Below are 22,198 nucleotides of genomic sequence, written 5' to 3'. Positions count from 1 at the left end.
TATCCTCCTCTCAGAAACGGAAATCCCTCTCTCCATTTTCAATCTTTGCCAGGCGTTCCACTACGATCTCCCTTGTCCTTTCCCTTGGAATGTTCACAAGCTCAGATTGGATCAGCTCTTCCCCGATCTTTCTTGTCTCTGGGCTTGCATAGTCCATGAGGAACTCTTTCAGGGTCATCAGCGCATTGGGATGACAGCAGTTCTGGATCTGTCCTGTCTTACACAGACTCATAAACCGGTCCCCCGTTCTGCCTTCCCTGTAACATGCGGTACAGAAGCTGGGGATATATTTCATATCCATCAGCCAGTGCACCACCTCGTCCAGGGTTCTCTTATCAGACACATCGAACTGTTCGGAATTCTCATCTTCCGGTTCCGGTTCGCTGTAACCACCCACACTTGTTCTGGAAGCGCCGCTGATCTGGGAGATCCCCAGGTGAAGCACTCTCTCCCTGCACTCTTTGCTTTCCCTTGTGGAAATGATCATGCCTGTATACGGCACTGCAATTCGGATACAGGCAACCAATTTGGCGAAGATATCATCATCAATGCCGTTATCAAACGCAGAGGGATCTATATCGTCCGCATGTTTCACTCTCGGAACACTGATGGTGTGAGGTCCCACACCATGGACAGCTTCCAGATGCTCTGCATGCATAAGAAGCCCTGCAAATTCATAGCGGTACATCTCCAGCCCGAACAGTACCCCAAGACCTACATCGTCGATACCGCCTTCCATCGCTCTGTCCATGGCCTCGGTGTGATAATCGTAATTGCTCTTTGGTCCTGTGGGATGAAGCTTCTTGTAGCTCTCTTTGTGGTAGGTCTCCTGGAAGAGGATGTAGGTGCCAATACCGGCATCTTTCAGTTTTCTGTAATCCTCCACTGTGGTGGCGGCAATATTTACGTTGACACGGCGGATGGCTCCGTTTTTATGTTTGATGCTGTAAATGGTTTTGATGCTCTCCAGTATGTATTCAATGGGATTGTTCTGAGGGTCCTCGCCCGCTTCCAGGGCAAGGCGCTTATGGCCCATATCCTGCAGAGCTGTTACCTCTTTTACGATCTCCTCCTGTGTCAGTTTCTTTCTTGCTATATGTTTGTTTTTCCTGTGATAGGGACAGTACACACAGCCGTTGATACAGTAATTGGACAGATAAAGGGGCGCAAACATAACAATCCGGTTCCCGTAGAAATCCTTTTTAATCTGTTCAGCCAGTTTATAGATCTCCTGGTTCTTCTCCTCGATGTCGCAGTTAAGCAGTACGGAAGCTTCCCTGTGGGTCAGGCCCTTACGAAGCTTTGCCTTCTCAATGATCTGGTCAATAAGCGCCTCATTGTGCTTATTTGCCTCAGCATAGGCAAGTGTCTCCTGGATTTCTTCGTGAGAAATAAATTCCTCTGCTTTCAGTGATTTCGGATCGTAACTCATTTTTACCCTCTCCTTTTCTCTTTACCGGGTATCCATTTTAGTGTCTCCCCGGTCTACAGTCACTTCACAGCCGATTTTTTTCATGCGGCTGCGAAGAAGTTCCAGTTCGGCGGCATTTTCTGCGCCTGTGTAAATCTTATGGTCGTACAGTTCGTATTTTCCCTGTACCAGTGAAGCCGATAAGTTTGGCATCACCACATTGGCCCCTGCCAGTATCCCCCGCTCCCGCCCGTCATGGGAAATGGTTCCAAGGGCAGTTGTGGCAGGCAGAAGGACTTTTGGAAGCAGCAGACGGATCAATCCCAGCAGATACAGGGTAAGCTCTGCGCTTCCCGGTGCCTGATTCCCCAAAGGAGTGTCCCTGTGCGGAATAAAAGGCCCGATCCCCACCATGGCTGGCTGGAATTCTTTTAAAAAGAGCAGTTCATCTGCCAGATCCTCCGCCGTCTGTCCCGGTGTTCCCACCATGAAACCGCATCCTGTCTGAAATCCAATATCCTTTAGATTTTTCAGGCATTCCTGCCTGTGAGCATAGGACATGGAAGGCGGATGCAGGGTTTTATAGTGTTTTTCGCAGATTGTCTCATGTCTGAGCAGATACCGGTCCGCCCCTGCTTCAAAATACCGTTCATAACTCTCCCTCTCCTTTTCCCCAACGGAGAGAGTCACAGCACAGTCGCTGTATTTTTTCTTTATGGTACGGACCAGTTCTGTGATCCTGTCATCCGTATACCAGGGGTCCTCACCCCCCTGCAGCACAAAAGTTCGGAAGCCAAGAGAATAGCCCTTTGTGCAGCACTCTAGGATTTCTTCCCTCTCAAGGCGGTAACGCTCTGCCCTGCGGTTCCCTTTTCGGATCCCGCAGTAATAACAGTCGTTTCTGCAGTAATTGGTAAACTCAATCAGTCCTCTTATGTAAATACGGCTGCCGTAAAATTTCTCCCGCATCTGTGCTGCTTTAGCAAACAGATAACCGGCAAGTTCCTCATCCCGCTTTTCGATCAGCTCCGTATAGGTCTCCCTGTCCAGGGATTCCCCTGCTTCCAGACGATCGATCTTATCATATAAATGCTCTCTCATATTCTATATCCTGTGGATAAACAGTCCGCTTCTGAGTTTAGGCTCAAACCAGGTGGATTTTGGCGGCATGAGCTTTCCGGCATCTGCAACAGCAAAAAGCTCTGCCATGGAAGTGGGGTACATGGAAAAAGCTGCTTTACAGTCTGTCAAAACACGTTTTTCCAGCTCACCCAGCCCCCGGATCCCTCCGATAAAATCAATGCGGGGGTCTTTTGCCGGCTCCCGGATTCCCAGCACAGGCTCCAGCAGATTGTTCTGCAGCAAAGCCACATCCAGTCCGTCCACCACATCCGGGGAACGATATTCGTCCTTTATGTTGAGTGTATACCATCTGTCACCCAGATACATGCCGAATTCACCCTTTTGCCGGGGAGATACCGCTTCTGTTCCGGGTTCTGATACATAGAATCGTTCTCTTACTTTTTCCAGGAACTCCTCCTCGGAACAGCCGTTTAAGTCTTTCACCACCCGGTTATAATCCAGGATTTCCAGCTCCTCATCCGCAAACAGGGTACACAGGAAATAATTGAACGGCTCCCTGCCTGTATAATTGGGATTCTCCTGGCGCCGTTTCAGCCCCGCTTTAATGGCTGAGGCTGCCCTGTGATGACCGTCCGCAATATAAATGCTGTCCATGGCCCGGAAGGTTTTTTCTATCTTGTGGGTCATGGCCGACTCATAGATCATCCATCCCCTGTGCCGGATCCCATCCTCTGATACAAAGTTAAAAATAGGGAAATCCTTCTTTTTCACCTCTATCAGGTGTCTGAAATCCGCATTTGCACGGTAAGCCAAGAAAATAGGACCTGTCTGTGCCTCCAGTACATCCACGTGGCGAATGCGGTCCAGCTCTTTCTCCACCCTGGTATTCTCATGTTTTTTGATGATGCCGTTCATGTAATCATCAATGGAAGCACAAGCCACGATCCCTGTCTGTACATGTCCGTTTCTGGTCAGTTCATAGAGATAAAAATTCGGGTCCACATCCTGAAGAAAATCTCCGTCTTCCATCATGTTCCAGAATATCTTTCTGGCCTTTTTGTAAACCTCAGGTGCATACATATCCACATCATCCGGAAACTGTGTCTCCGGCCGGTCAATTTTCAAAAAAGAATACGGATTTTTTTCGGTTTCCTCTTTCGCCTCTTTTCTGTTATATACATCATAAGGCAGTGCGGCGATCTTTGATGCCAGATTTTCCTGGGGACGCACTGCACAAAATGGTTTTACTACCGCCATTATCTGCTCTCCTTTATAATTTTTTCTCCATAACATGGGCAGCGACTTCGCAGACACCATGGAATACCTTCCCAAGCCGCTTATGATTCCTTCTAAGCGCACCGCAAAAAGATTTTATCCGCTTTGCGCTGCGGACTCTCTTCTGTATGAATGTTTCCGGTTTTTTCATTTTTCTGCTCATTTTCACACCCCAAATATATTGATGTCTTTTTATAACGCTATAGTAAAATTATACCGTATATAGTCTTAAAATACAATGAAATAGGCACAATTATTTATGCAAAAAGCCTGCCCTGAAACCGAAGTTTCAAGACAGGCCCGACAATGACTCATGCTGCCAAAATTAGTATCACAGCGTAACTATTCCGTAGGTCTGCGCATTCACTGCGCTGACCGTAAGAAAGTGTACCACAGCCAAGCAAAAATCCCATCGCCAAAGGCGATTCTGCATGGATCTTTGCCTGCAACTGTGAGGGTACTGAACCGTTACATCACAGCTATTATTTTACTATACGAACACGATACACACCATGTATATTTTTCAGCTCTTTTGCGACCTCACGCGGTATAGGGGTGGACACATCAAGGAGTGTATAAGCAAAGTCACCTTTACTCTTATTAGTCATGTTGGATATATTCACACCCGCATCACCCAGTACTCTGGTAAACTGACTGATCATGTTTGGAATGTTTTTGTGGTTGATGGCAACTCTTCCCACATCCACACAGGCACCTGTATCACAGTCCGGATAGTTTACGGAATTCTTGATATTTCCGTTTTCCAGAAAGTCCATAAGCTGTTTCACTGCCATCACCGCACAGTTGTCTTCCGATTCCTCTGTGGATGCTCCCAGATGGGGAGTTACCAGAGTATTGGGTGTGCTGGTCACCAGCGGGTTGGCAAAGTCTGTCACATATTTTTTTACTTTGCCCTCTTTCAGTGCCTCCGCCAGAGCTTCCTCATCTACCAGCAGATCTCTTGCAAAGTTCAGAAGAACCACGCCCTCTTTCATCTGGGCGATCTCATCCGCGCCGATCATCTTTCTTGTAGATTCGATCAGCGGCACATGGATGGTGATATAATCACATTCCTTGTAGATCACATTCAGATCATTGATGTGATGGATACTTCTGGAAAGATTCCACGCTGCGTCCACAGAGATAAACGGGTCATAACCGTATACTTCCATTCCAAGATGTACGGCTGCGTTTGCCACCTTTACACCGATGGCTCCGAGGCCGATAATCCCCAGCTTTCTGCCGCTGATCTCACAGCCGGCAAACTGTTTTTTCTTTTTCTCAGCCAGTTTTCCGATATCTTCCGTGGCATCCTGATGCTCCAGCCATTCAATACCACCCACAATATCTCTGGATGCCAGCAGCATTCCGGCAATGACCATCTCTTTTACACCGTTGGCGTTGGCCCCTGGTGTGTTGAAGACTACCACACCGTCCTTTGCACACTCCTCCAAAGGAATATTGTTGACACCCGCACCTGCCCTGGCGATAGCAACCACATTCTTCGGAAGATCCATCTCATGCATGTTTGCACTTCTCACCAGCACAGCGTCGGCATCCGATATATTGTCTGTACTCTCGTATTTGGCCGGGAAATGCTCCAGTCCCACACCGGAAATTGGATTTAAGCAGTGATATCTGTACATGATCAAACGTTCTCCTTTTCAAATTTTTTCATGAAAGCAACCAGAGCCTCCACACCTTTTAAAGGCATGGCATTATAAATACTGGCACGCATTCCTCCTACGCTTCTGTGGCCTTTCAGGTTAACAAATCCCGCCGCTGAAGCCTCTTTGATAAACTTTGCATCCAACTCTTTATCTCCCGTGACAAAAGGCACGTTCATAAGAGAGCGGGAATCCGGTTCCACGGTTCCTTTAAACATCGCGCTCTCATCCAGGTAATCATAAAGGATTTTGGCTTTTTTCTCATTATGCTCTTTCATGGCTTCCAGTCCGCCCTGTTTCTTCAGCCACTGGAATACCTTGCCGCACATATAGATACCGTAGCAGTTAGGTGTGTTGTACAAGGACTCTGCATCTGCATGTGTCTTGTATGTCAGCATGGTTGGTGTTCCGGGAAGCACATCCTCTGTGATCAAATCCTCGCGGATGATGGCGATCACCACTCCGGCAGGACCGATATTCTTCTGTGCGCCGCCGTAAATAATACCGTATTTTTCCACATCCATAGGTTCGGAGAGGAAGCAGGAGGAAACATCCGCTACCAGAGTTTTGCCTTTTGTATTTGGCAGTGTTTTAAACTTGGTTCCGTAGATCGTGTTGTTTTCGCAGATATATACATAATCCGCATCCGGGCTTATGGGAAGGTCAGAACAATCGGGAATATAGGAAAATGTCTTATCCTCAGAGGACGCAATCTTGTTTGCAGTCCCATACTTCTGTGCCTCCTGCCATGCCTTTTTCGCCCACTGGCCTGTGACAATGTAGTCAGCCACTTTATTTTTCATCAGATTCATGGGAATCATGGCGAACTGCTGGTGGGCACCGCCCTGCAGAAATAATACTTTATAGTTGTCAGGAATATGCAGCAGTTCTCTCAAATCTGCCTCTGCAGTATGTATGATATCCTCGAACGCTTTGGAACGGTGGCTCATCTCCATGACGGACATGCCTGTTCCCTTATAATCCAGCATCTCTGCTGCTGCTTCCTGCAGCACTTCCTCCGGCAGAACCGCCGGCCCTGCTGAAAAGTTATAAACTCTGCTCACTTGTCATTTCCTCCTCTATTGCTTTACTCTTATATCTCTCTAAAGCACTTCTAATAGTAACGCCACATGCCCTTTTTGAGGACACGTGGCATAAATTGCTTGACAAGAAGTATTCTACCCCTTTGTTATATTATTGTCAATAAAAACATTTGTCTTTCTGCAAAAGACATGCTATTTCTGTTTTGCTTTCAGGTCTTCCTCGTCAAATGCATCCTCAATGTTGGCTCCTGCCGGCACCATTGGAAATACCTTATCGTCGCTGTCGATCATGCAGTCCAGAACAACCGTTGTATTTAACGCAATGGCTTTTGCTAAGGCTTCCCTGAGTTCTTCCTTTGTGGTCACGCGGATTCCCACTGCCCCCATAGCTTCCGCCAATTTTACAAAATCAACTTTATCCTTTAATACTGTATTGGAATATCTGCCTTCATAGAACAAAGTTTGCCACTGCCGAACCATTCCCAGGACCTGGTTGTTGATGACTACCTGAATGAGAGGAACATCATTTCTTGTAGCGGTTGCAATTTCATTCATATTCATGCGGAAACAGCCGTCTCCCGCCACATTGATAACTACCTTGTCAGGATTGCCCATCTTGGCACCTATGGCTGCACCAAGACCGTAGCCCATGGTTCCCAGTCCGCCTGAGGACAAAAATGTGCGGGGTGTTTTATATTTGTAATACTGGGCAGCCCACATCTGATGCTGACCCACTTCTGTAACGATAATGGCATCGCCTTTTGTCTGACGGTAGATTTCCTCAATTATGGCCGGACCGCTTAAACCTTCCTCATTGTAGCGCAGAGGATATTTTTCTTTCAGGTCCTCAACGTATTCCAGCCATTCTTTATGTTCTTTCTGCTCCAGCATGTCATTGAGGCGTTTCAGCACTTCCCTGGCATCTCCCACAACACTGCAGTCAACCAGCACGTTTTTATTGATTTCCGCCGCATCTACATCAATCTGGATCACCTTTGCGTTTCTGGCAAAGTTTCTGGTATTGCCGGTTACACGGTCGCTGAATCTGGCTCCGACGGTAATGAGCAGGTCGCATTTTGTCACACCCAGATTGGAAGCCTTGGTTCCATGCATCCCCAGCATACCTGTATACAACTCATCTTCCCCGGAAAACGCACCTTTTCCCATAAGGGAATCGGTCACAGGTGCCTGGATTTTGTGGGCTAAAACGCGCAGCTCCTCCCAGGCATCCGCTGCAATGGCTCCACCACCAACAAAAATGAAGGGGCGCTTTGCCTCCCGGATCATATCTGCAGCTTTCGTCAGATCTGCCTCTTCAATCTCAGCCACTGAGGGTTTTACCGGCTTTGGCACTATGTTTTCAAATTCTGTCTTGGCCGCGGTTACATCCTTGGTAATATCCACAAGGACCGGGCCGGGACGTCCGCTCTTCGCAATGACAAAAGCACGGCGGATGGTTTTTGCCAGCTTCTTCACGTCTTTTACAATAAAACTGTGTTTTGTAATAGGCATAACAACGCCTGCTATGTCCACCTCCTGGAAACTGTCCTTTCCAAGAAGGGGAACCCCCACATTACAGGTAATGGCAACGACGGGGACAGAGTCCATGTGCGCTGTTGCGATCCCTGTCACAAGGTTGGTGGCACCTGGGCCGCTGGTTGCAAAACATACCCCCACTTTTCCTGTGGAACGGGCATAGCCGTCCGCTGCATGGGCTGCTCCCTGCTCGTGGGAAGTGAGTACGTGATGAATCTCATGGCTGTGTTTGTATAACTCATCATAAATATTCAGAATCGTTCCGCCCGGATAACCAAAAACGGTATCTACACCCTGCTCTTTTAAACATTCGATTACTATTTCTGCTCCTGTCAACTGCATATTGAAATCCTCCCAACCGTTATCTTTTTTTGTTTTTATTTCTGGATTTCCAGAACGGCACCCCTGTTTCCGCTGGTTACCATAGCCGCATAGCGTGCCAGGTATCCTGTGTTCACTTTCGGCTCTCTTGGCTGCCACTCAGCTTTTCTCTTATCCATTTCCGCCTCTGAAACTGCCAGTTCCAGCTTATTTTCCGGAATATTGATGCGGATGATATCTCCCTCTTTCACAAGGGCAATAGGGCCGCCTACGGCTGCCTCCGGAGAAATATGGCCAATAGAAGCCCCACGGGATGCACCGGAGAACCGTCCGTCCGTGATCAGGGCCACGCTGGAACCAAGTCCCATACCTGCAATAGCGGATGTTGGGTTCAGCATCTCTCTCATGCCGGGACCACCCTTTGGCCCCTCATAACGGATCACCACAACATCCCCTGCCACGATTTTGCCGCCTTTGATGGCATCAATGGCATCTTCCTCGCAGTCAAAGACTCTCGCAGGACCTTCGTGCATCATCATCTCCTCACAGACTGCAGAGCGTTTTACCACCCCGCCGTCCGGTGCCAGATTACCGGTCAGGACCGCAAGACCACCTGTCTGGCTGTAAGGGTTCTCTACAGGACGGATAACTTCCGGGTTCCTGTTTTCGCAATCCTTGATATTTTCACCTACTGTTTTTCCCGTCACTGTCATACAGTCTAGATTCAGCAGGTCTTTTTTCGTAAGCTCGTTCATGACTGCATATACACCGCCGGCCTCATTTAAGTCTTCTATGTAGGTGGGGCCTGCAGGTGCCAGATGACACAGGTTGGGCGTCTTCGCACTCACTTCATTAGCGAAGGTAATATCAAAATCCCATCCGATCTCATGGGCGATCGCCGGCAGATGCAGCATACTGTTGGTGGAACATCCAAGAGCCATGTCAACAGTCAGAGCATTCATGATAGCGTCTTTTGTCATAATATCCCGGGGCCGGATATTCTGTCTGTACATTTCCATTACCTGCATCCCTGCATGTTTTGCCAGTTTGATCCTCTCGGAATATACAGCCGGAATGGTACCGTTTCCTTTTAATCCCATACCCAGCACCTCAGTCAGGCAGTTCATGCTGTTTGCAGTGTACATACCGGAACAGGAGCCGCAGGTGGGGCATACTTTATTTTCAAACTCTTCCACTTCCTCTGCTGTCATGGTTCCCGCACTGTAGGAACCCACAGCCTCGAACATGGAGGAAAGACTTCTCTTCTGCCCATGCACACGGCCTGCCAGCATGGGGCCGCCGCTTACAAATACAGTCGGTACATTGATCCTGGCTGCTGCCATCAAAAGGCCCGGCACATTCTTGTCACAGTTGGGCACCATGACCAGAGCGTCAAACTGATGTGCCATAGCCATGGCCTCTGTGGAATCTGCGATCAAATCTCTGGTTACCAGAGAATATTTCATTCCTGTATGTCCCATGGCAATACCATCGCAGACAGCAATAGCCGGAAACATGATAGGGGTTCCCCCTGCCATAGCAACACCTAATTTTACGGCATCCACAATTTTATCCAGGTTCATGTGGCCCGGTACAATCTCATTGTAGGAGCTGACAATACCAACCAGCGGCCTCTCCAGCTCCTCTTTTGTCATTCCAAGGGCATTGAACAGGGAACGGTGCGGTGCCTGCTGCATGCCTGTTTTTACTGCATCACTTCTCATACTCTTTCACAATCCTTTCTGTTATCCGATCTTATCTCATTCAAATCTCAGATCCTCTCTGCGATCAGATCTCCCATCTCTTTGGTACCCACCTGTTTCATACCGTCTGCCATAATATCCACTGTGCGGTAACCCTCAGTGAGGACTTTCTGTACAGCTGCTTCCACAGCATCTGCCTCTTTGTCCAGGTCCAGAGAGTAGCGCAGCATCATGGCTGCTGATAAGATAGTTGCAAGGGGGTTGGCAATTCCTTTTCCCGCAATATCAGGAGCCGAACCGTGGCTCGGCTCATAAAGCCCGAATTTTGTCTCATTTAAGCTGGCTGAGGAGAGCATTCCGATGGAACCTGTCACCATGCTGGCTTCGTCAGACAAAATATCACCGAACATATTCTCTGTGAGAATGACATCGAACTGACCCGGATCATGGACAAGCTGCATAGCACAATTGTCCACCAGCATGTGTTCCAGTGCCACCTCCGGATAGTCTTTTGCCACCTCTTCCACTACCTTTCTCCAGAGTCTGGAGGAATCCAGTACATTGGCTTTGTCCACGCTTGTGACTTTTTTATTTCTTTTCATGGCAATATCAAAAGCCTTGACAGCAATCCTGCGAATTTCATTTTCATTGTATGTAAGGGTATCAACGGCTGTTGTCACACCGTTTTCCACCACGGTTTTTCTCTCACCAAAATACAGGCCGCCGGTCAGCTCTCTGACAATGATCATATCAAATCCATCGCCGATCACTTCCTCCTTAAGAGGGCAGGCACCTTTCAGTTCATCGTACAGATAGGCCGGACGTAGATTGGCGAACAGATTCAGGGCTTTTCTGATTGCTAAAAGTCCTGCCTCCGGACGTTTTGAAGGCTCCAGCTGATACCAGGGAGAGGTTTTGGCATCTCCTCCTATGGACCCCATAAGCACAGCATCCGAAGCTTTTGCAGTCTCCACAGCCTCATCTGTCAGCGGCACACCGTGCACATCAATGGAAGCTCCGCCCAGAAGCACCTCCTCATAAGAAAAGCTGTGGCCGTAGACTCTGCATACCTGATCCAGCACCTTTTTAGCCTCTGCCACAATCTCGGGTCCGATTCCATCACCTGGGATCAATGCAATTTTATAGTTCATGAGATTCTCCTCCTGTCGTACAATTGTCGTATGTTATCGCAATATAGTATTTTAATTATGATAATCCTTTTTCGCTTATATTTCAAGGCATAATAAGGCAGTCTGCTATTCTTTTTCGTTATATAAGCTATAACAGTTCAAAATTACTCTTGCAAATAGCAATATTTTGGATTATAATACTCTCAACGCATCAGTTCCGGGAGGAGTGCGGTTAGCGGTTACGCCCGTATCTGCGGTGTCTCGGTTCACACATATGAATATCCCGGAGGAACACGCGCAGGCTGGTGCATGTCTGGGGATTTCATTTTCCTTAATTATACTTGTATGCAGATATAGTTCATCGGTAGAACGCCAGCTTCCCAAGCTGGAGAGGCGGGTTCGATTCCCGTTATCTGCTTATTGAAAGGCTGAATGTACTGTATATACAGTGGTTCAGGCCTTTTTTATTTGTCTCTGGTAATATCTCCTAATTGATCTATATGCTCTTGTCCTAGTCTGCACTCTATCTGTATTGTCCTATTTTTACCCATTCAAATGCCCCGGACGATCCATATCAGAAAGTCCGGGGCACTTTATTATCTTTATGCTGTTATAGTCTGTGCCTGATAATAGATAGCTTCTGTCTTATTTTCTAAAACGAAAGCATCGTAGCAGATGCGGCCCTCTACCAGCTCACCGGAAATTCCCGGCGGATCCTGGTGGGTCTTATAATCCTCCAGCTTAGTGGGGGCTACGGTTGCCACTGGGTGGGCCAGCATAAACCCAAATCCTTCAGGCAGTCTCTTTGATGGTATTTTAATTACCACGGCTCCATCCAGATTGGCAATGACACCTTTTAATCTCATGTCATTTCCGATATCAGTCTCCATTGTGATATCTTTACACTGTTTCATCAGCAGATAAGTATCGGGCGTTACCAGGAGTACACGGCCTGTTTCCGGCACTTCTGAGTTGTCCAGGGCATTGCTGGCCTTAATAATCTCCGTATAGATATTATCAGGGGTCAATACCACGGCTGCAGGTTTGTGCCCTGCATTAGCTGTCATGATACCATAGACATAAGTGTCAACTTCCGGAATCACAACCTCCCTCACCTGCCGTGCAAGTGCTGATGCAGCGGCCAGCTGGTCACTGGTTTCCTCCTTATCCAGCTTATCAATTGCAAAAGTAAACGAGCGGTCATTCTTCAGTGTAAATTCCTCTGTGGTAGCATCCAGCCCCTGCACTTTACCATATCTTGACCACTCCCCTGATTTCGGACCGGTACGCCCATAATCATTCATAGATGCAGTCGTGACTTTGTACACCTTGATCGTATGTGCCCCTGTCCAGGATAAATCCTGGTTAGTCAACAGGGATTTTTTACTTTCTGTTGAAAACAATTCATCCACATAAGGGAGATATTGTGTTACTAAATCAATTGCCATTTATTCATCAATCCTTTCTGTTAAGCCCCATAGCCTGTCTTAACGGGTCAGTGCCGGTACGATATGAGCTATTACCCTCCGGCACGGCCCCAACCCGGAATCCCGGCATGGGCGTCTGTTTTTCATTTGCTTTACTGCCATATATTTTATTCAATACATCTAATTTACTGTTTAAATCATCTTCATCCGTACAGGTAATGATATCAGCTAATTCACGGGACATCCCCCGCTCATCCAGTTTTTCCCTAACCAAAAGTTTCATCTCCCGGACCTGCAGTTCTGTGAATTTCTGCTCATACTCTGCTTTGCTTTCTTTCTCTATCTGCCCTTTCATTCTGGAAATCCGGGATTGAACAAAACCGTTCACCTCTTCCTGGGTGAATAATTTCTGTCCTTTCCCCTTATTTTCCTGGGCGGCTCCCTGTACTTCCGCTTCATTCCCCATGTTCTCAGCCTGGGTGGTCTGCTCCGTAACACTCATGTTTTCTTCCATGCTCTTGCCTTCCTGTTTAACGTCCAGTGGACTATTTTATATACAGGCAGATATCCCCCGCTGCCCGGCCGGGTGTGCGCCATGCGAAACTGTTAAAAAATCTAAATGAAGAAAAGGAATAAACAAATAGAAAAGGCGCAGGAACGGCCTTAATCGTATTCCACGACTTAAGCTGTTCCCACGCCTCATACAAGACTTCCAGCAGAAAAGAGATGAACCGCTGGGGTACTAAAATTATTCTATTTGTTATAAAACAATTATATCAGATAAATAGTAAATATGCAAGTCTTTTCTTTGTATTTTTAATAGATTTTTTATAGCTTAAAGTATTCCTCTGTGCCGTTTTCACACCATAAAGTGGGATATCCCGTCATAGACGTTATTGCTGCCATATCTTTTCAATCACACCACCAATACTATATATGCCCTTTTATATTTCCCCTGCTGTTCCTTTGCCACTTTGCAGGTTTTGATAACCGGATGCAAAAGTTTTATCACCGCCTGAAGCTCCTGGGGTGTCTGATAGGAAATTTTTATTTTTATCACGCTACATCACTTCCTTCTGTTTTTACTGGTTGATAATACATATATTACAACTCCCCTCTTCTGTTCCTGACACCTGATTTTATTCTGATCATACCTTTTTCTTCTTCCATCTGATATACTCCGGATTTACATACACAATTTCTGATGGTCTGCCCCCCTTTTGCGGGTTTTGTGTGGCGGGTATTGACTTCTGGATACGGATATAGCCGTGCTCTATCAGGCATTGTAATCCGGGTATCATTCCTCCTTTTTTCTCCATACCTTTTCTATCCCGGCAAACATCGTGCAAATCCCTCAATTTTATTTCCATCAGACCAGTAGAATCTATGCGCTTCAGAATATATTTTGCGTCTCTCACCTCAGAAGGATCTGTTAGTCCCATTATGCTAAACGCGGCTTCTGCGTGGGACCGGAAATACCTTCCGATCCCAATAGCATTACTCATGGTCTGCTCGCTGATCTTATGATACTCTGATCGCTCAATGTATTCAAAGCAGTGAAGGACCAGCGCTATTCTCATTGTGGTTCCATGCAGCTTACCAAGCCAAGCCTTGAACTCTGTGGAACTTTCCTTCATTTTATCTTCTATCTCATAAAAAAAATCTTCTGCTAATCTGTCAGCTTCTTCTTCCAGTTCTATGGCTTTTGGTTTATCCGGGACAGGTATGGCTAACAGTCTTTGTATCACGTCGCAGTAATCTGCCCTGTCAAGATCACTGATCTGTTTCACGCGGTATTTCCTTTCTCCTATAGTTGATGGAGGTATGCTGTACAGGAATCTTGCATTCAATCCTCTGCCTACAAATTCACTGTTATCCATTATTTCTTTTATGACTATTGGCTGTACATACAAAAGGATAGCTATTAACGGATGGTCCAGCGTCTGGCCGGCCCTTGTAACTCTGTCCTGCGCGAATCTGTCACCGGAATAGCCTTTCAGCACAATATCAATTACAGTCTTATCACTATACCTTCCTGCCAGTGTGTTAAAGATACCGCCCTCTGTGGAGAAGATGCCTATCCGTTCCCGGTTCTGCTCCATCAGTTTTCCTAAAACTTCCATAGTTACATCATCCGCCACTAATCTTATAGGTGTTACCTCTTCCAACTCATTTAGTTCCTGCTGTAGATCTGTCAATATCTCCACATCAAAGTGTTTATCCTCTGTACTTTTTTTATAGGGACGCACTGCTGATTTTGTGATGTTTGCAATCTTTCCTTCAAGAATTTTCTTTTTTGTCTCATATATGGCGATTTCAGAAGCCAGCTTCTCATTTTCCTTCCTCTCATAATCATAGACCGGCTTCATGATTTCCTTCATAGCAGGACTTTTCCTCTCAGAAGCTTCTGCTACAATAGCAGTATACAGGTTTCCCGGTTCATACCAGTCCGGAAGTGGATGGACGCTATACTTTTTCTGGATTCCTAAACAACCTACGGTCATTACAGCCGGAGCAACCATTCCAGAGGATACTTGCAGACTTTCTATCAAAGAATCAGAAAAACCTCTAATAGCAGAAGGCAGCAATTCCGTTTTAAAAAGTGGAAGTTTAGAAATATCTGCCCCCGCAAAACCCACAAAACCCGCAAATCTATCAGAATACATAATTTCGCTCTTAGACTTGTAACGGACAAGACCATTATCCAATTCTCCATTTACTTTCATTTACTCACCTGCTGTCTGATTGCCGCCATAACCACATTTCTCTTTTTCTGCCACCTCCAAAGCTCCCACCACTTTTTTGGCCCCTATGTATTGCGTTGACATTCTCCCAACCACCTTTCTTCCACTATTGCTATCCCCAGGCTGTTCATCATACACCACACACCCACCAGGTATTTCATTCAGAAATTTCAGTTATATCAACACCTAAAGCCTTTGCAATTTTTTCTCCCACTTCATCAGAACAATTTTTTCCGCCTCTAATATAGTTGACTGTAGCTCTGGAAATTCCCGCGATCTCTGCCAGTTTTTTCTGTGTCATATCCCTTTTGGCCAGTTCTGTCACCAGTTTCACTCTGTCAATTCTCATTTTTTCACCTCCAATATAAAGCATTTGCTTAACTACTTTTTCATCATACCTCAATCTTATGCTTTAGTCAATATCTTTTTTTAATCTTTTGCTTTATTTTCTGTCTTTACCATGCTATTATAGAAAGAAGATTGGGAGGTGAATTTAAAATGACGATCGGTGAAAAAATCCGCAACGCAAGAAAAACAGCAAAAATGACGCAAAAAGCATTGGGCAGTTCTCTTGGAGTATCTCCTCAAATGATCGCTCAATATGAAGCCGGAAAACGCCAGCCCAAAATAGAACAGCTGCAAAAGATCGCGGCTGCTCTTAATATCCATATTTCAGTTTTTTTAGAAGAAATGTCAGAATCGGAAAAAATAAAAAGCACTTGGGAATGGATCAAAGATAAGGATGCAAAAAGAGAAGAACTTCTTATTGAGATATTAAAAACACATAATTATAAAATAGAAAATAAAGATATTCACGGCTTAACGATAACTGACAGCCAAGGATTTCGTTTCTATGTGAACCAATCAGATTTTCAGGATATGGCGCTGCGCTGTGACAAAGACATATGTTATAATATGGAAAAGCTATTAAGTAGTTCAAGAGAAATACCGACTTTCTAAGCATAAAAACCTGCTAGAAAAGCATTGACTTTTGTTAGCAGGTTTTTATACTTTTTTGCAGCACGATTTTAAACCTGCCTGATTTTCGGCTCCACAGCCTCAGATTTGGCATTATGCTGCTGGTTCTGATTCTCGGGTTTTACTTTCTGGGTAATGCTGTTGAAAGTTTCATTTGATTTTTTTCTGTTTAACGCTTCCTGTTGTTTTTTATCCATTTTGTCACCTCGGCATTAGAGTGTTTTTCACACACAGTATCCCCAAAGGCCACGGATTTTATGTGTTATTTCCGAATGCTCACTCTTCTCCGGGCATCCTCCATCCGTGATGGTCGGTATGCAGCAGTTCATGGGCTTTGTGAGACAAAGGCTTTTCCAGAAAATCCTCATAGCATTTTATCACAGACGGATTTTCATGGGAAAAACGGATATTGCTGACCTTATCCAGGCCGTACAGTATCTGCCCCCTGTCCCCTGCAAGCTCCTGTCCGTCATGGATAGGCTGGCCGCCACCGCCGGCACATCCGCCGGGACAGGCCATGATCTCTACAAAATCGTAAGATACCTTTCCTTTTCTAAGGGCTTTCATCAGTTTTCTGGTATTGCCCAGGCCACTGGCAACTGCTACTTTGAGAATGGTACCTGCCAGATTAAATTCCGCCTCTTTCCAGCCATCCATGCCACGGACGGCCCGAAATGCATCCGGTTCCGGGTTCTTGCTGGTCACAAGATAGTAAGCACTTCGCAAAGCTGCCTCCATAACACCGCCGGTAGCGCCAAAAATAACGCCCGCGCCGGAACCCACACCGAGAGGCATATCCAGTTCCTCCTCCCGCAGTGTCTCAGGAAGTATATGGAACATGCGGATCAATCGGTCCACTTCCCTGGTGGTCAGAGATGCATCCACATCCTGCCCCGCTCCTGCGTCCCGCATAGTGGGAAGTGCACATTCCTGTTTCTTCGCCACACACGGCATTATAGACAGACAGAAAATCCTCTCCGGGTCCACATCCAGTAATCTTGCATAATAGGTCTTCACAACAGCACCGAACATCTGCTGCGGTGATTTTGCTGTAGAAAGCTGATCCACCAGCTCCGGATATTGAGATTTCATAAAACGCACCCAGCCGGGGCAGCAGGATGTAAACATGGGGAATTTCTCATTCTCCTTATTCTTCAGTTTTTCCAGAAACTCGCTGCCTTCCTCCATAATGGTCAAATCTGCACTGAAATCCGTATCAAAGATATAGTCAAATCCCATTTTCCGCAGAGCTGAGGCCAGTCTCTTAATAGTAGCGAATTCCGGTGCCAGACCAATGGATTCTCCCCAGGCCGCACGCACAGCAGGCGCGATCTGGACCACCGTGATCTTGTCCTTATCGGCAATGGCATCCAGCACGCGTTCGGTATCGTCACGCTCACGCAGTGCCCCTACAGGACAATGGGTGATGCACTGGCCGCAGACTGCACAGTCTGACTCGTCAATCTTTCTGTTTCCGGACACATCCACGGTTGTCCTTGAACCTGTATTTACCACATCCCAGATATTGACAGACTGGATCTTATCGCATATCTGCACACACCGCATACACTTGATGCATTTTGTATGATCCCGTATCAAGGGAAAATCCATATTCCAGCAGTTCTTTGGCAATTCCTTTACAAAAGGAACATCCATGATATTCAGATCATTTGCCACACTCTGCAGGGAGCAGTTTCCGCTTCTGACACAGTAGGCACAGTTACTGTTGTGCTGGGATAGGATAAGCTGTACATTTGTCCTTCTGGTCTTTCTGGCTTTTGGACTGTTGGTATGGACCACCATGCCCTCTTTTACCCGGTTGTTACAGGCTGTTACCAGCTTTGCATAGCCTTCCACTTCCACAACACAGACACGGCATGCACCAATCTCATTGATATCTTTCAGATAGCACAGAGTGGGAATCTTGATTCCTGCAAGAGCGGCTGCCTGAAGGATGGTGCTGTGTCTGTCAGCCTCTATCTGTATCCCGTCAATCGTCAATTTTACTCTCTCTGTATTCACCATTTTTCCACCCTGCCTCCCTTAAACACACCGAAACCGAAGTGGTCACAGCGCAGACAGCGTCTTGCCTCCTGGGAAGCCTCCTCAGAAGTCATACCGCATTCAATCAGTTCCATATCCTTCACTCTTTCGGATGCTTCACGTTCCTTCATATTCACGCGGCCGCAGGTGGGGCGGTCATGGAGACGTACTCTGGGAATCTCCACACCGCTTGTGATGCTGTGGTTATATCCCAGAAATTCATCAATATTGGCAGCCGCCACTTTTCCCGCCGCTATAGCGCGGATCACAGTGGCCGGTCCGGTCACACAGTCCCCTCCGGCAAATACCCCTGCAGCGTCCTTCACGCCGCTCCAGTCAAAGGCATCAATGGCAGCGCCTCTTGTGATGGGAATGCCTGATTCCCCAAAATGCCGGGAATCAATGCCTTGTCCGATAGCCACCAGGATTTGATCACAGGGAAGACGGAGTTTCGGCACATCCGCATCCCCCGGAGATGGTCTTCCGTTTTTGATCTTTCCAATGAGCTGAGGCTGTACCCAGAGTGCTGAAACTTTGCCCTGTTCATCCTTTTCTATAGAAAGCGGCGCATGAAGGTCCAGGACCTCGCATCCTTCCGCAACGGCCCCTTCCACTTCCTCCGGGAGGGCCGTCATATCCACTTTCCTTCTTCTGTAGGCAATGCGCACGCGTTTTGCTCCCAGACGCACCGCGGAACGGGCCACATCCATGGCTACATTGCCACCGCCGATCACGATAATGTCTCTGTCCTTAAAGTCCGGCATCTCCCCGTCACCGATACTGCGGAGCATTTCCACCGCGGACATTACACCTTCGGCATCTTCCCCCTCCATTCCTATTTTTCTGTCTGTATGGGCACCAATGGCTATGTAAATGGCATCATACTGGGGGCGGATATCCTGCAGCAGATATGGCTTCTCCCCCACATCTGCCTCCGTGACAACATCAATCCCTACACTGAGAAGCTGGTTTATTTCCTGATCCAAAACCTCTCTCGGAAGCCTGTAGTTCGGGATCCCGTACCTCAGCATACCGCCCAGCTGTTTTTCCTTTTCATAGATTGTCACCTTATGTCCCATTAAAGCCAGGTAATAAGCCGCGCTGATACCACCCGGGCCGCCTCCGATGACCGCGATCTTCTTCCCTGTAGCCGGCGCAGCTTTGGGCACAGGCACTTCCCCTGCATGTTCTACCGCAAAACGCTTCAGACCTCTGATATTGATGGGGTCATCCAGCATAGTCCTGCGGCACCGGACTTCGCAGGGATGTTCACAAATAAGACCACATACTGCAGGCATGGGATTGTCCTTGCGTATCAGGCGCACTGCGTCTGCGTATCTGCCCTCCCTGACAAGGGCAATGTAACCGGGAATATCCACACCGGCCGGACATTGGGATACACACGGTACCGGCTGATTCAAGTTACAGGAACATCTGCCTCTCAATATATGTTCTTCAAAATCCTCCCGGAACCCTCTGATCCCCTTCAGCACCATCTTGGCTGCTTCATAGCCGATGGCACAGTCGGCGGAATAGAAAATACTTCTGGCCGTCCTCTCAATGACTTCTATCGTCTCCAGAGTGGCATCTCCATCCAGCACATCCTCAAACAGTTTTTCCAGCTGCCCCAGCCCCACACGGCAGGGAACACATTTTCCACAGGACTGGGCATGGCACATTTTCAGGAAAGATGCCGCCATATCCACCGGACATAACCCCGGCGGGCTGGCAACGATTCGCCGCTCCAGATCCTTATAAAGTTCCTCCACCGTCCGCTGCGCACTGTTTTGTGTAATCATACTTAATCTGCTCATATCTACCTCCAATTGAGCCGCCGTACAGCTAACACGCCGCATACTTTTATATGCTGCTATTGTAAATTGTTATATCTTAAAATTATCATTTTTGTATAATACCGTCAACATATTTTGTGATATTTTAATAATTTTCTAATAATTTAAGGGTACTCCCCAGACTTTTTTATACAAAAAATGTCTCATACCCTGTTATAGATATGAGACATCCTCAATTAATATTTCACCGGTATCCAAACTTCCACTTCCCCTGCATCCTCAGCTTCATTCCAAAAAACATATCTTTCAATAGTGGGGAGTCCGCATTTGTCATACTGGCTCTGGGGCAGAAATTCCTGATTGATCTGCCGCCATAAATTCCCCAGTATATTGTCTGAGATCTTCCCCTTTGTCTGGAAAATAAGCCACGTTGCCGGCGGGTACTGATATGTTACAAATCCCTCTACCTTGGGCCCATCCCAAAGGACAGCACACATATAATCATTGCTGCCGTCCTCCTGAAATCCAAAACACAGCCCCAGGTCAAAAAAATCTCCGCTGATATCTTTCATCTTTTCGTTGGTACCGTCGCTCTTCACCACTGCCCAGGTACCGCCTCCGTACGGCGTGGTCATTCTTGTTCCAAGTACCTGAAATGCCTTCTTGTCTTCAATCGTATACCTCATAGACTCTACCCCCTTTACAGTTATCTGAAATTCAAGCCTGCAGTAAAACATCAGCGGAACAGCATTCTGTCTCACCTCCGTGGGATTGACACCATGCATTTTGCGGAATGCCACACGGAAAGCATCTCCTGACTGATATCCATATTTCAGTGCTATATCCAACACTTTCTCATCGGTATTCTGCAAATCATATGCCGCCATAGTCAGCTTGCGCCTTCTGATATATTCAGAAAAACTAATGTTTGTCACCTGTCCGAACAGACTCTGAAAGTTCTGATACGGACACGCCATGATCTTACTGATCTCTTCCTCACAAATCTCATCCCGAAGATGCTCCTCCACATAGTCCATCACCCGGTTTATCCGCTGCATCCACTCCATATCTTCACCTGCCTTATATATATAATACATCCTTCACTGCTTATCTGTCCGATAAATCTTCTACGGAAAATGTCGGTGTGGAAAATGCACCTCTTAACCCTCAGTTTCCAAAGATCTCGCAAGTACGTCTGCATGCAGCAGGGGTTGCCGCACAGCCGCCCAGTGCGCTTTCCCGCAGTTCAAAGGGAAGACTTCTGCCCACATGATACATAGCCTGGGCCATCTCGTCAAAAGGAATCACTGCCGGGATCCCCGCAAGGGTCTGCTCCGCACAGATCAGCGCATTCGCTGCCCCCACACTGTTCCTGTTCTGACATGGGTACTCCACAAGGCCGGCTATGGGATCACAGACCAGACCAAGCAGGTTGGATATTGCCACAGAGGCCGCATCCAGACACTGCTTGGGTGTGCCTCCCATCATCTCCACCGCAGCCGCTGCTGCCATGGCTGATGCTGCGCCCACCTCCGCCTGACACCCCGCTTCCGCGCCTGCCACAGAGGCATTCCGCATAAGCAGGTATCCGATAGCCCCTGCTGTGTAAAGTCCGTTTAAAACCTCTTTTTCCGCCAAATCATATTCTTCCTGCAGAGCCAGAAGCACTCCCGGTACCACACCGGAAGAGCCAGCTGTAGGCGCGGCCACGATCACACCCATGGAGGCATTGACCTCCAGAACTGCCATAGCATAAGTGATCGCACGCTGAAGCACCGTCCCGCAGACAGACCTTCCCGCCAAAGCGTGCTGATGAAGCTTGCGAGATTCTCCCCCGATCAGACCGCCCACGGAGGGTTTGGGATCGGTCAGAGGCTCTTTTGCGGAACGGCGCATGATATTCAGGGATTTTATCATTTTCTCCTCCACTTCCTCCTCTGAAATCCGGGAAAATTCCGTCTCCCTAAGCTTCATGACCCTGGAGATGGGCATGTCCTGCTCCCTGCATAGATCTAAAAGTTCACTGCCCTGATTGAATTCCATC

Annotated in this window: 19 protein-coding genes and 1 tRNA gene; 2 read left to right on the top strand and 18 right to left on the bottom strand. The window is 47.2% G+C overall.

The features are described from left to right. Nucleotides 1–10: 10 nt before the first annotated feature. The 8 genes from hydG to leuB form a co-directional block, all read right to left on the bottom strand. Complete coding sequence (gene hydG / locus CI595_RS06770; protein ID WP_095172537.1) at nt 11–1,432, bottom strand: [FeFe] hydrogenase H-cluster radical SAM maturase HydG; 1,422 nt, start codon at nt 1,430–1,432, stop codon at nt 11–13. A gap of 21 nt (nt 1,433–1,453) precedes the next feature. Continuing rightward, nucleotides 1,454–2,512 carry a [FeFe] hydrogenase H-cluster radical SAM maturase HydE gene (gene hydE / locus CI595_RS06765; RefSeq protein WP_095172536.1) on the bottom strand — a complete coding sequence of 353 codons (1,059 nt, stop codon included), beginning with the start codon at nt 2,510–2,512 and terminating at the stop codon, nt 1,454–1,456. Between the two features lie 3 nt (nt 2,513–2,515). Then, on the bottom strand, nt 2,516–3,751 hold the full coding sequence (locus tag CI595_RS06760; protein ID WP_095172535.1) for a DUF1015 domain-containing protein: 1,236 nt from the start codon (nt 3,749–3,751) through the stop codon (nt 2,516–2,518). A gap of 500 nt (nt 3,752–4,251) precedes the next feature. Next, nucleotides 4,252–5,415 (bottom strand): phosphoglycerate dehydrogenase, encoded by a 1,164-nt coding sequence (locus CI595_RS06755; protein ID WP_095172534.1) that lies wholly within the window; start codon nt 5,413–5,415, stop codon nt 4,252–4,254. A gap of 2 nt (nt 5,416–5,417) precedes the next feature. Then, nucleotides 5,418–6,500, bottom strand: coding sequence for a 3-phosphoserine/phosphohydroxythreonine transaminase (gene serC / locus CI595_RS06750; RefSeq protein ID WP_095172533.1), 1,083 nt, complete (start codon nt 6,498–6,500; stop codon nt 5,418–5,420). Between the two features lie 171 nt (nt 6,501–6,671). Then, nucleotides 6,672–8,357 (bottom strand): biosynthetic-type acetolactate synthase large subunit, encoded by a 1,686-nt coding sequence (gene ilvB / locus CI595_RS06745; protein WP_095172532.1) that lies wholly within the window; start codon nt 8,355–8,357, stop codon nt 6,672–6,674. 35 nt (nt 8,358–8,392) lie between these two features. Beyond that, a complete protein-coding gene (ilvD, locus tag CI595_RS06740) occupies nt 8,393–10,060 on the bottom strand; it encodes a dihydroxy-acid dehydratase (RefSeq protein WP_095172531.1) in 1,668 nt (555 codons plus the stop codon). Nucleotides 10,061–10,107: 47 nt separating this feature from the next. Next, nucleotides 10,108–11,190 carry a 3-isopropylmalate dehydrogenase gene (leuB, locus tag CI595_RS06735; protein WP_095172530.1) on the bottom strand — a complete coding sequence of 361 codons (1,083 nt, stop codon included), beginning with the start codon at nt 11,188–11,190 and terminating at the stop codon, nt 10,108–10,110. Between the two features lie 326 nt (nt 11,191–11,516). Here leuB and CI595_RS06730 point away from each other — a divergent pair. Continuing rightward, nucleotides 11,517–11,587 (top strand) — tRNA-Gly (locus CI595_RS06730). A 184-nt stretch (nt 11,588–11,771) separates the two neighbouring features. Here the strand turns inward: CI595_RS06730 and CI595_RS06725 are convergent. The 5 genes from CI595_RS06725 to CI595_RS06710 form a co-directional block, all read right to left on the bottom strand. Beyond that, nucleotides 11,772–12,617: a phage major capsid protein gene (locus CI595_RS06725; RefSeq protein ID WP_095172529.1), complete on the bottom strand. Its 846-nt coding sequence runs from the start codon at nt 12,615–12,617 to the stop codon at nt 11,772–11,774. Between the two features lie 7 nt (nt 12,618–12,624). Then, nucleotides 12,625–13,110 (bottom strand): hypothetical protein, encoded by a 486-nt coding sequence (locus tag CI595_RS06720; protein ID WP_095172528.1) that lies wholly within the window; start codon nt 13,108–13,110, stop codon nt 12,625–12,627. Nucleotides 13,111–13,512: 402 nt separating this feature from the next. Next, nucleotides 13,513–13,656 (bottom strand): hypothetical protein, encoded by a 144-nt coding sequence (locus CI595_RS25995; RefSeq protein WP_156087458.1) that lies wholly within the window; start codon nt 13,654–13,656, stop codon nt 13,513–13,515. Nucleotides 13,657–13,744: 88 nt separating this feature from the next. Further along, nucleotides 13,745–15,262: a YfjI family protein gene (locus CI595_RS06715; RefSeq protein WP_279233384.1), complete on the bottom strand. Its 1,518-nt coding sequence runs from the start codon at nt 15,260–15,262 to the stop codon at nt 13,745–13,747. Nucleotides 15,263–15,497: 235 nt separating this feature from the next. After that, nucleotides 15,498–15,689: a helix-turn-helix transcriptional regulator gene (locus tag CI595_RS06710; RefSeq protein WP_095172526.1), complete on the bottom strand. Its 192-nt coding sequence runs from the start codon at nt 15,687–15,689 to the stop codon at nt 15,498–15,500. A 149-nt stretch (nt 15,690–15,838) separates the two neighbouring features. Between CI595_RS06710 and CI595_RS06705 the strand changes: the two genes are divergently transcribed. Further along, a complete protein-coding gene (locus CI595_RS06705; protein ID WP_095172525.1) occupies nt 15,839–16,300 on the top strand; it encodes a helix-turn-helix domain-containing protein in 462 nt (153 codons plus the stop codon). A 68-nt stretch (nt 16,301–16,368) separates the two neighbouring features. On the opposite strand, the gene CI595_RS26335 is transcribed toward CI595_RS06705, so the two are convergent. From CI595_RS26335 to sdaAA, 5 genes are all read right to left on the bottom strand, one after another. Continuing rightward, nucleotides 16,369–16,515, bottom strand: coding sequence for a hypothetical protein (locus tag CI595_RS26335; RefSeq protein WP_167388450.1), 147 nt, complete (start codon nt 16,513–16,515; stop codon nt 16,369–16,371). Nucleotides 16,516–16,594: 79 nt separating this feature from the next. Then, nucleotides 16,595–18,343, bottom strand: a complete 1,749-nt coding sequence (locus CI595_RS06700) for an NADH-dependent [FeFe] hydrogenase, group A6 (protein WP_095172524.1) — start codon at nt 18,341–18,343, stop codon at nt 16,595–16,597. Continuing rightward, nucleotides 18,337–20,175: an NAD(P)-binding protein gene (locus tag CI595_RS06695; protein ID WP_095172523.1), complete on the bottom strand. Its 1,839-nt coding sequence runs from the start codon at nt 20,173–20,175 to the stop codon at nt 18,337–18,339. The genes CI595_RS06700 and CI595_RS06695 overlap by 7 nt, the downstream gene beginning before the upstream one ends. Nucleotides 20,176–20,390: 215 nt before the next feature. Continuing rightward, nucleotides 20,391–21,251: an AraC family transcriptional regulator gene (locus CI595_RS06690; RefSeq protein ID WP_242987149.1), complete on the bottom strand. Its 861-nt coding sequence runs from the start codon at nt 21,249–21,251 to the stop codon at nt 20,391–20,393. A gap of 70 nt (nt 21,252–21,321) precedes the next feature. After that, the gene (gene sdaAA / locus CI595_RS06685; RefSeq protein WP_095172522.1) at nt 21,322–22,197 is read right to left on the bottom strand and encodes an L-serine ammonia-lyase, iron-sulfur-dependent, subunit alpha; all 876 of its coding nucleotides are present in this window, start codon (nt 22,195–22,197) and stop codon (nt 21,322–21,324) included. Nucleotide 22,198: the final 1 nt, after the last annotated feature.

This window comes from Blautia hominis (assembly GCA_002270465.1).
Lineage (GTDB): Bacteria > Bacillota > Clostridia > Lachnospirales > Lachnospiraceae > Blautia > Blautia hominis.
The sequence above is the reverse complement of the archived record's forward strand: the minus strand, read 5'-3'. Positions and strand labels throughout refer to the sequence as shown.